Consider the following 13,867-nt stretch of genomic DNA (forward strand, 5'->3'; position numbering starts at 1 on the left):
CGTCGTTCATAGGATGAATCCGTGAGCGATATCCCGCTTTTGCTCTTCAAGTTCGCGATCTCTACTTCCGGGAGGTGAGTCCGATTCCGCTTATCACGCGAGCGACGTTCAATGCGACCGGAGCGATTACCTTCACGGGCAATACGCTTGGCTTGAGCCGCTCGGGTACGGCGGGTGTACCGGGTACCGAGGATAGTATCGGCGGTTTCGCTACGACGAACACGGCTTCCGTTTACGGTTCTTACCCGGCGGGCACGACAAGTTCGTATACAAGCAACAGCGCCTCTGCGATATTGACGCTGCCTGCGGGCAGTACGATTCTCTACGCAGAACTCATCTGGGGCGGCACGTATATTAACGGTACCGTCGATCTGAGCGCGTTCATCAACAACCCGGTTATCTTCACGACTCCGGCCGGCACTTTCAACGTAAGCCCAGACGCCGCCACGAGCAATCAGGTCAACTTAGGGAGCGGCGCGTTCGCCTACACGCGCTCCAACAACGTCACGTCGCTCATCTCGCAGGGCGGCGCCGGCGCGTATACGACGGGCAGCGTCGTCGGCACGATCGTCATCCCGGGCGATCCGACGGCCAACCATGCGGGGTGGACGCTCGGCGTCATCTATCAGAACCCTACCCTGCCGTTCCGGAACATGTCGCTGCGGGCGGGCGCCGTCCTCGTTCAATCGACGTCCGCCCCCGTCTCCACGACGATCACGGGCTTCGCCACGCCGATCTCCGGAGCGCTCGGGGGCAGAGCGCTCTTCAGCGCGCAGGAAGGCGATGCGAACCGAACGGGCGACCAAGCGCTGTTCGGACCGACCTCGGGTACCGCGGTCGCCTTGTCCGGTCCGAATAACTTCGCCAACAATTTCTTCGCCTCCCAGATCAACAACGACGCGGGAAACCTCAATACGACCGGAACGTTCGGTACCCGCAACCAGACGAACGGCGCCCCCGGCACCAATATTATCGGCGGCCGCCAAGGCTGGGACATCACGAACGTCGACGTCTCGGCAAGACTGATCAACAACCAATCTTCCGCCGTGCTCATCCTGACGACTTCCGGCGACGCGTACGTCGTCAATGCGAACGCGATTCAGATTAATATTAATTCTCCGACGATTAATGTCGTTAAAGGTGCGAATGTTACCGGTGTTGTCGTCGGAGACACGATTACTTACACGGTCACGGTGAGCAATACGGGCACCGCGAACGCGGCGAGCGTCGTATTGACCGACGCGCTCCCGCCGGGCGAGACGTTCGTGCCCGGCAGCGTGACGGTAGGGGGCGTTCCGAAGCCGACCGCCGATATCGTGGCCGGCGTCGCGCTCGGACAGTTCAATCTGAACACTTCGGTCGTCGTCACCTATAAGGCGACGGTATCCTCGAGGCCGAACGGCCTGATTCTGCCGAATATGGCGAACGCGGCCTTCACGTTCCAGAGCGTTGCGGGCGGATCGATCATAAGCGGCGTTATTCCGTCCAATACGGTCAGCACGCCCGTCTATTCGCCGATTATCGGGATTGCGAAGAGCGCGAATCGAACGACGGCGACCGTCGGCAGCACGGTTACGTATACGTTGTCGGTGTCGAATACGGGCAATATCGGCGCGAACATGACGGTCGCGGACAATATCCCGGCAGGAAGCACTTTCATCCCGGGCAGCTTCCGCGTGAACGGCAACGTCGTTGCCGGAGCGAATCCGGTCGCGGGCGTGCCGATCGGCAACGTCGCCGCCGGGGCGACGTCGATCGTTACGTTCGACGTGCAGGTGAATTCCCTCCCCACTCCGCCGCAATTCGTCGACCAAGGCACTTCGACGTATACGTTCGTGCCGCCGGACGGCCGTACGATATCCGGCTCCGCTTCTTCGAATACGTTAACGCTGCCCGTGTCGCTTCCCAACGTAACGGCGGTCAAGTCGGTCAACTTCGCGGACGTCGCGGTCGGCGAAACGCTGACCTATAGCTCCGTCGTGACGAATAACGGGTCGGAAGCCGTGACGAACGTGACGTTAACCGACGTGCTTCCGGCGGGTACGACGTTCGTGCCCGGCAGCGTCGTCGTGGGCGGGACGCCGAATGCGACCGCTAATCCAGGTACGGGTATACCCGTCGGAACGATCAATGCGGGTACGTCCGTCGCCGTGACGCTGCAAGCGCTCGTCAGCTCGTTACCGGCTAGCTTCCAGTTGCTCAATCAGTCGAACGTATCCTATTCGATCGGAACGTTCTCGGGCACGACGGCATCCAACGTGACGACGACGCCGGTCTACCAGCCCGTCATCGGTCTGACGAAGTCGGCGAGCTCCGCCGCGGCGACCGTGGGCGACACGATTACGTATACGATCGTCGCGCGCAATACGGGCAATATCGCCGCGCTCGTCACGCTGACCGATAACGTCCCGGCCGGCTCCGGCTTCGTGGCGGGTTCGGTGACGATTAACGGCGTCTCCAGTCCGGCATCGTCTCCACTGACCGGAATAGCCGTCGGCAGCCTGATACCGAACGCGCAAGCGACGGTTACGTTCCAGACGCTGCTGAATACGCTGCCGTCTCCGCCGACGCTCGTCGATCAAGCCAACGCGGCTTACTCGTATACGCTGCCTAGCGGCAGAGGGCTTGCGGGTTCCGGCAGCTCGAATACGGTTACGATCGCCGCATCTTCGCCGAACGTCGCCGTCAGCAAATCGGCAAGCGATACGGCCGTCGCCGTAGGCGAGCTGCTGACCTACACCGTGTTGGCCACGAATAACGGCATTGCTCCGATTACGAACGTCGTCCTGTCCGACCCGCTGCCGGCGGGAACGAGCTTCGTGAGCGGCAGCGTCGTCATTAACGGTTCTTCCGCTCCGCTGGCGAATCCGAATGCGGGCATTGCTCTCGGAACGCTGAACCCCGCCGCGACGGCGAACGTAACGTTCCAGCTGCGCATCGTCTCGCTGCCGTCCGCCGGAACGATCAGCAACGCCGCGAGCGTCGGGTTCACCTCGGGTGCGTTCACGGGAACGTCGACATCCAATACGGTCGCGACGCCCGTCTCGGACTCGGTCGTGTCCGTCGCCAAGACGGCGAGCACGGCGAACGCGACGGTCGGCGATTCGTTCTCCTATTGGTTCACCCTGACGAATACGGGCAACGCCGACGCGACCGTCACGCTGACGGATCCGATTCCGGAAGGCAGCGCGTTCGTCGTGAACAGCGTTCTGATCAACGGAACGCCGACGCCCGGTGTCGATCCCGTGACCGGCATACCCGTCGGCGTCATTCCTGCCGGCGGAAGCGCTACCGTAAGCTATGTCATGGATATCGTGTCGTACCCTTCCGGCAGGCAACTGACGAATCAAGCCTCTGCCGCGTACCAATTCACGTTGCCGAACGGCCGCGTCATCGATAAGTCCGCCCAGTCGAATACGTTCATCGTCCAGGTCGCCCTTCCGAACGTCTCCATGACGAAGACCGTCGATCGGATCGATGCCGTAACGGGAGACATCTTGACGTATGTGGTCGTCCTGACGAATAACGGCTTGTCGAACGTCAATAACCTGATTCTTCGGGATCCGCTCCAGTCCAACGCCGAATTCGTCGCGGGCAGCGTGTACGTGCAAGGCTCGAACCAACCGGCGGCGTCGCCCGTCGCCGGCATACCACTCGGTACGCTGACGCCAGGAGCCTCAGCGACCGTAGCATTCGGGGTGATGATAACGATGGCCATCCCATCGCAGATTACGAACCAATCGACCGCCAGCTTCACGTCGGGCAGCTTCTCGGCGACGGCGAATTCGAATACGACCGTAACGCCGGTGACGCAGCCGCAGATCTCCGTCGTCAAGAGCGCGAACACGTCCAACGCCACATTGGGCGATACGGTCATCTATAAGCTGGCGGTCGCCAATACAGGCAATCTAACCGCGGCGGTCACGGTTACGGATACGATTCCGGCGGGAACGGCGTTCGCGGACAACAGCGTCATCGTGAACGGGTTTCCGTTCCCTGGCGTGTCCCCGGTTACCGGCATTAACATCGGCAACGTCGATCCGGGCACGACGGCCACCGTTACGTTCGCGGTCGTCATTACCTCGTTGCCGTCGCCCCAGATCATATCCAACGTGGGTACGGCAGCGTATGCGTTCACGCCGCCGGACGGACGGTTGCTCTCCGGTTCCGCGACGTCGAATACGGTCAGCTTCCCGGTATCCGCGCCGAACGTTAACGTCGTTAAGAGTACAATGTTCACCGCCGTAACGGTCGGAGACGCGATCGTCTATCAGACCGTGATCACGAATAGCGGCATCGAGACGATCAACAACGTGCATTTCACTGACCCCGCACCGGCGGGGACCTCCTTCATTCCGGGCTCGGTTACGATCAACGGGGTGTCCGCGCCGGGCGAAAGCCCGATCGGAGGCATCTCGCTAAGTCCGATTCCGCCCGGAGGCAGCGTTACGGTCGGATTCAGCAACCTTGTCAACGCGGTTCCTATCCCGCCTACCTTGTTCAATACGGGCTCGGTTACGTTCACTTCCGGAGCCTTCTCCGGAACGGCGTTCTCCAATACGACCTCCACGCCGGTCTACAATCCGGTCATCCAGGTCGCGAAGAGCTCCAGCACCCAGAACGCGACCGTCGGACAGACGGTCACGTACACGCTTGCGGTCGCGAACAGCGGCAATTACCCTGCCAGCGCGACGTTAACGGATAACATACCCGCGGGAACCTCGTTCGTCCCGAACAGCGTATTGGTCAACGGAACGCTGCTACCCGGCGCCGATCCCGTCTCCGGTATTCCCGTAGGTCCCGTCGATGCAGGGACGACGGCGTACGTCATGTTCTCCGTCGTCATCGATACGCTGCCTTCTCCGCAGCAACTGGTCAACCAAGCGACGGCCGCGGTCGTCTATACGTTGCCGGACGGGCGCGGCTTCAACAGAACCGTCCTGTCCAACATCGTCTCCTTCCCGGTCTCGGCGCCTAACGCCGCCATCGTGAAGAGCACGCAGTCTACCGCCGTATCGATCGGAGACGAAGTCCTCTATTCGACGACGGTTACGAATACCGGCATCTCGACGATTACGAATATTCTGTTCACCGACCCGATTCCGCCCGGGTCATCGTTCAACGCCGGCTCCGTAAAGGTAGACGGCACGCCGAGACTCGGCGCGAATCCCGCGACGGGCGTGTTGATCGATTCCCTCTCGCCGGGCTCTTCGACGACGATCGATTTCACCGTTACCGTAACGTCGTTGCCCGCGACGGCGCAGCTGTCCAACCAGTCGTCGGTTACGTTCACCTCGGGCGCGTTCTCCGGCGTGGCATTCTCGAACACGGTCAACACCCCGGTCTACGTGCCGATCTTCCAGGCGGTGAAGACCGCGAGCAGAACGCAGGCGACGGTCGGCGACACGGTAGCTTACACCGTTACGATTACGAATAGCGGCAACTACGGCGCGAACGTCGTGTTGACGGACACCATTCCGGCAGGTACCAGCTTCTTGCCTAACAGCGTCGTCGTCAACGGTTCGCTCGTTCCTGGCGCCGATCCGTCCACCGGCATCCCGATCAGCAACGTCGCCGCGCAGGCGACCGTCTCCTTCTCCGTCGTCATCGTATCGCTGCCGCCGGGCCAACTGTTGAACAACCAAGCTTCCGCCACTTATTCATACACGTTGCCCGACTCGCGCACGTTGAACGGTTCGTTCGTCTCGAACGTGTTGACGATCCCGGTATCGTCGCCCAACCTCACGTTGGTCAAGACGGCCGATGTGTCGACGGCGGTCGTCGGCGACACGATCCAGTACACGGTCAACGTGACGAATAATGGAATCGATCAAGTCAACAACGTCGTCGTCGCGGATACGCTGCCGCCGGGCTCTTCCTTCGTCGCCGGCAGCGTAACGATCGATGGCATGCCGAGTCCGGGTTCTTCGCCGATCGCCGGCATCTCTCTCGGATCGATCGGCGCCGGCTTGACGGTCCCGGTCGGATTCCGCTTGCTCGCGTCGAGCTTGCCGCCGTCTTATCAATTCGCGAATCAAGCGAGCGCGAGCTTCACCTCCGGCGCCTTCTCCGGCACGACGCTCTCGAATACGGCCGTCGTGCTCGTCTATCAGCCGATTATCGCGATTCAGAAGACGGCCAACACGAACAATGCGACGGTCGGCGAAACGGTGACCTACGAGTTGCACGTGACGAATACGGGCAATCTTCCGGCGGACGTGACGATTACCGATCCGACCCCTGCAGGCGGCGCCTTCGTCCCTAACAGCGTGCTGGTAGACGGAATGCCCGTGCCCGGCGCCAATCCGTCCGCAGGCATAGACGTCGGAGTCGTTAACCCCGGCGATACCGTCATCGTTACCGTGTCCTACGAAGTCGTCATCCAGACGCTCCCGCCGTCGCAGCAACTCGTTAACCAAGCGCATGGCGTATACGATTACACGGCGCCGGACGGCCGGCCGTTAACGGGAACGGTCGACTCGAACACCCTGTCGATCCCCGTCTCTTCGCCGGACGTCTCCGTCGTGAAGAGCACGGACGCGATCGACGCCGTCGTGGGCGACGAGATCACGTATACGATCAACGTGACGAATAACGGCATCAGCTCCGTGACCAACGTCGTACTGGTCGACCCCGTTCCCGTCGGCACCGTGTTCGTCGACGGCAGCGTGACGGTAGACGGCAATTCGAGACCGGCAGCCAATCCGAATACGGGCATCCTCGTCGGCACCCTCCCGGCAGGAGCGACTTCCGTCGTTAAGTTCCGGGTGTTGGTGGTCACGATATGACGCCTGACGGTTCTCATGACTTTATGCTGCTGAACCAGACGCTCGTCCGGTTCAGCAGCGGTTCCTTGGAAAGCGTCGCTTATTCCAACACCGTACAGACGCCGCTAGTCGGGCCTCTCTTTACGATTCGTCTGGAGGCGGCCCCCGAGCGGCTCGTTCGCGGACAAATCGCGATGTTTACCGTCACGATTCGCAATTCGGGTAATTTAGGCGCGTTCGCTACCGTATTCGTCGCGTTGCCCGAAGGCTTGTCGTTCATCCCGAATAGCGTCTTAAGAGACGGCGCGTCAATGCCGGGCGCTACGCCGTCGGTCGGCATTCCGCTCGGTCAGGTGCCGGTAGGTTCCGTGATACGAATCGTCTTCCAAACGATGATGGTATCCATTCCGGCATCCTACGTATTCGAATGCGAGGCGCTGTTGTCGTATCGTTTCACGACATATGGCGGCCGAGTCGTAACGGATGAAGCGACGTCCAATACGGCGACGCTCGAAGCCGTTCCGTATCAATTGTTCGCTCACGGTCAACTGAGTTCGCCGGTGACGTTCGTCGGCGATATTCTCGCCTACGAGATCACGCTGAGGAACGAAGGACAGTTGACGCTAACCCAGCTGCTCGTCCATTTTCGATTGCCCGAGGATTTCCGCTTCGTCTCTCGCAGCGTCGCCTTGAACGGGGTACTCGCGCCTTGGATCGTGCCCGATCAAGGAGCTCCCGTCTCCGCGCTTCGACCGGGAGAGACGATGTCCGTTCGGGTCGGCGTATACTTGGACGCGGCGGATCCGGAATACGATACAGCGGATTTCCAGAGTCTGATCGACTATCGAGCCGGCGGAGAATCGCTTCATCTGCTTACGAACGTCAGCCCGGTTATAATCGTCAAACCGACCGTGTCGGTGCAGTTGTCCGTCGATCGGCCCCATGCGCAGACCGGGCAGACGTTAACCTACGAAGCGATCGTCTCCAACGACAGCAAGTTCGCGTTGGACGGCGTATTGACGGAGCTCATACCGGCGGGGACTACGTTCGTATCCGGCAGCGTCGTCGTAGACGGAGTCCCTCGTCTAGGCTTCTCGCTCGCCGAAGGTCTCCCGCTGGGCACCTTGCTGGCGCAATCGCGCGCCGTCGTCGCCTATCGCGTCACCATCGATCAACCAGCCGTGCCGGTCGATCCTCGGCCGATCGAGAACAGCGTAAGATTCATCTATACGTGCCGGCTGACGGACGGAAGAGCAATCTCGCAGCAAGTGCGATCCAATACCGTCCATACGGATCTATTGGCGTTGCGGCTGACCGTCACGGCTTCCGCCCATCCGATGGAGTTCGGTCTGAAGGAATCGGTGGATTACGCCGCGATTGTCAAGAACAACGGGAACGCATCGGTATTCGCGAACTTGCTTCGCAGCCCCTATCCGCTCGGCTTTCATATTCATGATGTTAAGATCGACGGTCGGCGCGTACCCGACTTCCCGCTCGAATCCGGGTTGGAGCTTGGTCTTGTGCAGACCGGCGGCAGCGTGAGGGTGACGTATGCCGTATATCGGTCGGCAGCGAGCGCGGAAATGTTAGAGACCGCGAAGACGCTTGCCCTGAATCGGTCTGCGGACGATGCCGATGATAGCGATTACGTGACGACGCGGTACATCGCGAATTATTACCTAACGTATGGGGGGACGAGATACGTCGGCACGAGCCGTTCGAATGAACTCCTCATTCCGATCGAGGACGATTCGGAATGAAGAAGACCGCCATTCGGCGGTCTTCTTTTATAGTTACCGATATGCGATTACGCCCGTCCGCAAGCTACATCGTCCGGTCTTTCATCGAAGCCAGCTCTTCCAGCAGCTCCGCGATTATCCCGTCGTAATCTTCGTCGTTCAGCGAGATCAGCTCCTGCGTCTGTCTGCGCGCATCCCGGTGAAGCTCCTTCGGATCCTGCCAGAGCAACACTCGCCGCAGCAACTCGTCCGCCTTTTCCCTGCGGCCGCCTTCACGGACGTACCGGGCGAGAATCTCGTAATCTCGGATCCCCTTCTGAAGCAGCTTGTACCGCAGACTGAGCAAAGGTCTGCCGTCGCGCCCCGGATAGACGAAGTTCGTATCTCCCGCCGGGAAGAACGGACAGTGATAGACGATCTTGCCGAGCGGGTCGTTCGGCCATGCCGTGTAGTTCCATCGGAGGAAGCCGTCCAGCTTCAGATGCCAGACCAGCCAAGGAATCGCCCGGGCTTCCAGCAGGTGCGAACGGATGAACGTATTCGGCGTATGGACGTCGCAGGCGACATAGAAGAGCGTGCGCCCCGTCTTGCCCGCCTTCAATTCGTGAATCCGTTCATGCTCGGCCGCCGCGCAGTCCAGAATCGGCACATGGTCTTCGAGTCCTTCTTCGGCCATGAATTCCGCGTGATTGATCGCCACCTTGTAACGGAAAGACGGTGCCATCGCCCGCAGCGCCGACAGTCGCTTCCGGAACGCCGGCAAGTCGGCCGGCTCGTCCGCCAGAACGCGAACTTTATCGATCCAGCCCTTCTCTGTCCAATGTCGCTCCAGCGCGGCGACGTACGCTTCGAGATGCCGCTTCTCCCGTACGTAACGGTACGACCGGCTGCCTTCGTCGTAATAGCGGATCCGAACCGCATCTTCATGATCGTCGATAACGCCGCCGTAGCCCGCGTCCTCCAGCACCCAGACGTTGAGCAAGCCGAATACCTCGATCTCCTCCCGGATGCCGTGTCTCATGCACAGTTCCACGTACCGGTCCAGCGCGCTCATGTCGTACGTCCATTGTCCGTCCGTCCGCCTGGTCACCATCACGATGCTGTATTCGAACAAGTTCGCCGGGTCGATGCGATCGTAGCAGGATGCTTGACCGGACCACGGAATTTCGGAGACGACGAGCGTGATCGCCTTCTGCCCTAACGCCGCCAGCGAAGGAAGATAAGCGTCTAGAATCGCGAAATGGTCGTCGCCCCAGAGCGGAACGTCGTATTTGCGCGCAAGATTGGCATTATGTTGCCAGAGATCGAGGTAGAACGAATAATCGGAAGGCTGCGCAAGCGTTAGATCGAGCACCTTCACCTCGAAGCTGAGCGTGCGAACGACGGTCTCGTCTTCGAACATCCGGTGCCGGTACACGGTGATCCGAGGCCGGTAGACGCCGGGCTTCGCGTCCGCGCCGATCTCCACCTCGATCCACACCTGCTGCACCCTACGCTTCTCCACGCGGATCGCGGACTGCCGCAGCACGATGTCGGACTTCAATTGCCTGTCGTCGTCCTCCACGAGCCCGACCAGACTGGCGGAGACGCCGCCGTGCGTCAGACCCGGCACCTCCGCGCGCACGCGCAGCACCTCGATCGGCCCCCGTTCGTCGAACGCGGCTTCCTCGCCGACGCAGACGAGCAGCTCCTCTTCCGCGTGGATCAACAATTGCGCCGCCGTCCGATCGCCGCGGGCGCAGACGAGCGAGATCGCGCGGTCTTCTTCGAATGGCGTCGCGAACTTATTTCTTACGCCGAATACGTATTTGTAGCTCTCATGCGCGAGCCCGAGCGCTATCGTCATGCCGGATTCCTCCTCGTTGCGTTACGATCCGAGCGATTTCTTGATCCGGTAATCCTTAGGAGTCGTACCGAATCGTTTCTTGAACAATTTGAAGAAATAGCTTTGCGAAGTGAAGCCCACCATCTCCGAGATTTCATACACCTGTAACCTATCGTTCTCCAGCAGAACGACCGCGTTCAGCATTCGTACTTCGTTAATATAGTCGGCGACCGAGATCGTCTCGTACTTCTTGAAAATTCTTCCCACGTAAACCGGCGACATCTTCAACAGATCGGCGATTTCCTGCAAGCTCAGGGACGGATTCGAGAAGTTGGCCTGAACGACTTCTTTGATCGTATCCAGAATCACTTGGAATTTGTTCTCCGAGAGCTGCTTCTGATCGACGGACAACGCGCCCAGTATCGCTCCGTAAGCTTCGAAGATCTCGTCCAGCGTCTCGTTCTCGAACGCCAGGCGGTCGATCTGACGCAAGTCGACCATATGGGGAGACAGCTTGTTCTGGTTGATCTCGCGAATCGTCTCTTTGATCAGGATGCCGAGGTGAAGGACCGATTGAATGACCGCGTCGTAGCTCATGCCCGCCATAGCCTCGCGAATGCTGTGCAGCTCCCGCAGCACCGCCTCGCGCTTGTTCGAACGGACCGCTTCGATCAACTTCTTCTCCAGCGCTTGCGGAATCCGGGATTCGCCGTTGTCCGCGATCCGTTGTACCATCTGGGGCGTGATGACCGATTCGAAGCCGAAGTTCATCTTGTACATCAGATAATCGAGCGCGCGCTCGTAATGGAGCGTCAGCATGCCGTAATCGGGAACCCGATCGCTCAAGGACGCGGAGAACGTGATTCCGTAATACTCCCGTACGGTCTTCTGCGCCTTGGCGAGAATCGACGCCAACTTCGGGTAGATACCGTCGCCGAGATTGCCCGTCTCGACGAGCAGGACGAGATGTTCGCCTTTCAGGTTGACGATGTCCGCGCGCAGCTCCCCCGACAGCATTTCGAGCGCGACGTTGGTGATCGCGAAGTGCAGCAGTTGCATATCGGACGCCCTTAATCTCGCTTTATGCTTGTCGTACTGGTCGATCTTGAGCACCCCGATCACGCTGTCCCGGGTCAAATCCGTACGCAAGTAAGAACGGGCTACGCATTCGTTCCAATCCTCGGACGTGAACGACGGGCTGGCCGTAATCAGCTTGCGGTGGTAATAGGATTCGATGATGTTCCCGTTGTCCTCCTGCCAAGACCGGTCCCGTATGATTCGCTCGATCATTTGATTGTAGATGCGCGAGATGTAGCCGAGTTCGTCCTTCTCCGCGAGCAGCGGATCGGCGACCGCGACCGAGCCTGCGCCCGGCAGCCGCTGCGTCTGCTCGAGCAGGCCGTTGATCGGCGAATACAGTCGCCTTGCGATGAACAAGGAAGCGAACGCGGCGAGCACGAAGCAGACGATCGCCACCGTGAAGAAGACGTTCCTCAGCTCGTCGACGGCCCACATGACATGCGCGTAAGGCTCGACGTCGACGATTACCCAATTGACGGAGGGATTGACCATGTAATTGACGATCTGCTTGTCGTCCCGGTACGGGTGCGTGAACTGCGCCACGTCGCGATGAGACGAATCCAACTGCCGATAGACCTCGTTCCGGATGCCCATTAGCTCGCCGCTCTCCTCCCCGGACGGTCGATAGATCTCCCTGTTCTGGTCGAGAATGAAGATTTGATTGGACGAACCGTCCGATCGGCTGTTCAGCATATCCAGCTTCTCGAACAGCCACTCCGGTTGGATATTGACGATGAGCACGCTCTCGGATTTGGAGTAGGCGTCCAATGAATCGTACAGGAACAGGGAGAACACCTCCTCCTTCCGTTCCGGGTGCTTCGAATCCGGCGTGAATTCGACGGGCATCAGCTGCATTTTATAGATGGGATGCTTGCCTTCCAGATAGTCTTTCATGAGAGGCATCAGATTGCTGCCTTCCTCGGAGATGTCGGGGTCTCCTCCGGTGAAGTATTGCTGCCTCTTGCTGTTATAGAACACGATCGAATGGATATACGAGTTATAGGCGATCGTCTTGTTCAGCTTGTTGATGCGCGACGTGTCTTCGAACCGGTCTTCTTCCCTGCTGAACAGGAGATGGGCCATGTTGTTGTCGTAGAAAAGAGAGATCGCGAAGTTTTTGACCGTTTCGTTCATGTAGCTGATATTGTAGTTAATCTGGGAGAGTACTTTCTCGTTGGCTTCCCGCTGGGAGGCGAGGCTGATTCTCTTCGAATTCCAATAAGCCGTCACCAGCGAAGCCAGCATGACGGCCACGATCAACAGGTTAATAGAGAGCATGATGCGGACAAGGTACTTGCGTTCCCTATACTTGCGAAGGTATTTATTCATAACGCCCCCACTTTCCGTTGACGGCGACCGGATTCGATATAGATCAGGTCCTGTAAGCTAACATAGCAAGATTCGATAATAAAAAAAAGTGCAAGAAATGCACTTTTCTCTATTCTTGCGACGAAGCAAGGACGCTTCCTCCCGCGGGAAGGCCGATTCAATGCCTATCGTTGTCAGTACTGTCAGCGTTGCCCGCGACGGCCCTGCAATGTCGCGTCCTGTCGAAATAATCGTCGATCCGCTCCAAACCGAACTCTTCGATGACGTCATCCGCGGAGAAGACGTCCGATTCGCTCGAGAGCAGCACGCATCCCAGATACCCGGGCTCCCCTATCGTCACGTCGCGGCCGTACTTCCGCTTGATCGCCGGGAAGAGCACGTCGTTCTCGTCGATATGAAGGACGGCGCAATCCAGATTGACGGTCGCCGTGCAGAACGAATAATAGTTCGTGCTGCCGGCCGTCGCCGTTCCGAGCGGATTCAGGATCGTGCAGGGACCTCCGGCAACCGCTCCCGCGAAGTGGGCTCGGCACGAGTACGCCCAATAGCCTTGCATCAGTCCCCCGTGATACATCGAAGGGAAGACGATCAAGTCCGGCTTCATGGCCGCGTAATGAAGCCGCAGCTCGTCGAAGTTCAGGTCGAAGCAGATAACCGCCGCCACCCGGCCGAAGTCGCATTCGAATACCGGGGCGTCCGTGCCGAAGCGGACTTTCCGCCGACCGGACTCGTCCGGCGTCGGATAGTGCTTGCGATACGTTCCCATGACCCTGCCCACTCGGTCGATCATCTGCATTTCGTTGAGCCAGCCGCCGTCCGCCGACTCCGACAGGGCCGGATAGGCGATATAGCAGCGATGCCTCTTGGCGACGTCCGCCAAGTAATCGCGTACTTGACTGCCGCGTGCGCGGAAATAAGCGTGCTGCTCCTCCAGCGGGAACCCGAGCGGGTCCGGCCGGTCGCAGACTTCCGGCAGTACGATCAGATCCGGCCGATCGGGCAGCACCTTCTCCAATTGGTCGGCCCAGTGCCGGATCATACGATCAATCGCTTCCCGCGGCGGCGTTCCGGCTTCGATCGCCAGCGGCCGCGGCCCAAGACAGCTGATCGTAACGCGATTCGCCATC

General features: G+C 59.6%; 5 protein-coding genes. 2 read left to right on the forward strand and 3 right to left on the reverse strand.

The genetic code is table 11. The features are described 5' to 3' along the window. Window positions 1–74: 74 nt before the first annotated feature. Together ACFQZG_RS00535 and ACFQZG_RS00540 are read left to right on the forward strand one after the other, a co-directional pair. Window positions 75–6,788 (forward strand): DUF7507 domain-containing protein, encoded by a 6,714-nt coding sequence (locus ACFQZG_RS00535; protein ID WP_378149082.1) that lies wholly within the window; start codon window positions 75–77, stop codon window positions 6,786–6,788. Next, entirely contained in the window at window positions 6,785–8,527 is a 1,743-nt protein-coding gene (locus tag ACFQZG_RS00540; protein ID WP_378149083.1) for a hypothetical protein, read from the forward strand. Before ACFQZG_RS00535 ends, ACFQZG_RS00540 begins: the two co-directional genes overlap by 4 nt. Before the next feature lie 64 nt (window positions 8,528–8,591). Here the strand turns inward: ACFQZG_RS00540 and ACFQZG_RS00545 are convergent, their stop codons facing one another. The 3 genes from ACFQZG_RS00545 to ACFQZG_RS00555 all read right to left on the reverse strand — a co-directional run bounded on the left by ACFQZG_RS00545 (window position 8,592) and on the right by ACFQZG_RS00555 (window position 13,866). Next, window positions 8,592–10,352 (reverse strand): DUF4091 domain-containing protein, encoded by a 1,761-nt coding sequence (locus ACFQZG_RS00545; protein WP_378149084.1) that lies wholly within the window; start codon window positions 10,350–10,352, stop codon window positions 8,592–8,594. Between the two features lie 21 nt (window positions 10,353–10,373). Next, the gene (locus ACFQZG_RS00550) at window positions 10,374–12,740 is read right to left on the reverse strand and encodes a helix-turn-helix domain-containing protein (protein ID WP_378149086.1); all 2,367 of its coding nucleotides are present in this window, start codon (window positions 12,738–12,740) and stop codon (window positions 10,374–10,376) included. A gap of 157 nt (window positions 12,741–12,897) precedes the next feature. Then, window positions 12,898–13,866, reverse strand: a complete 969-nt coding sequence (locus ACFQZG_RS00555; RefSeq protein ID WP_378149088.1) for a carbon-nitrogen hydrolase family protein — start codon at window positions 13,864–13,866, stop codon at window positions 12,898–12,900. Window position 13,867: the final 1 nt, after the last annotated feature.

Source organism: Cohnella sp. GCM10027633 (assembly GCF_042675445.1).
Taxonomy (GTDB): Bacteria; Bacillota; Bacilli; order Paenibacillales; family Paenibacillaceae; genus Cohnella.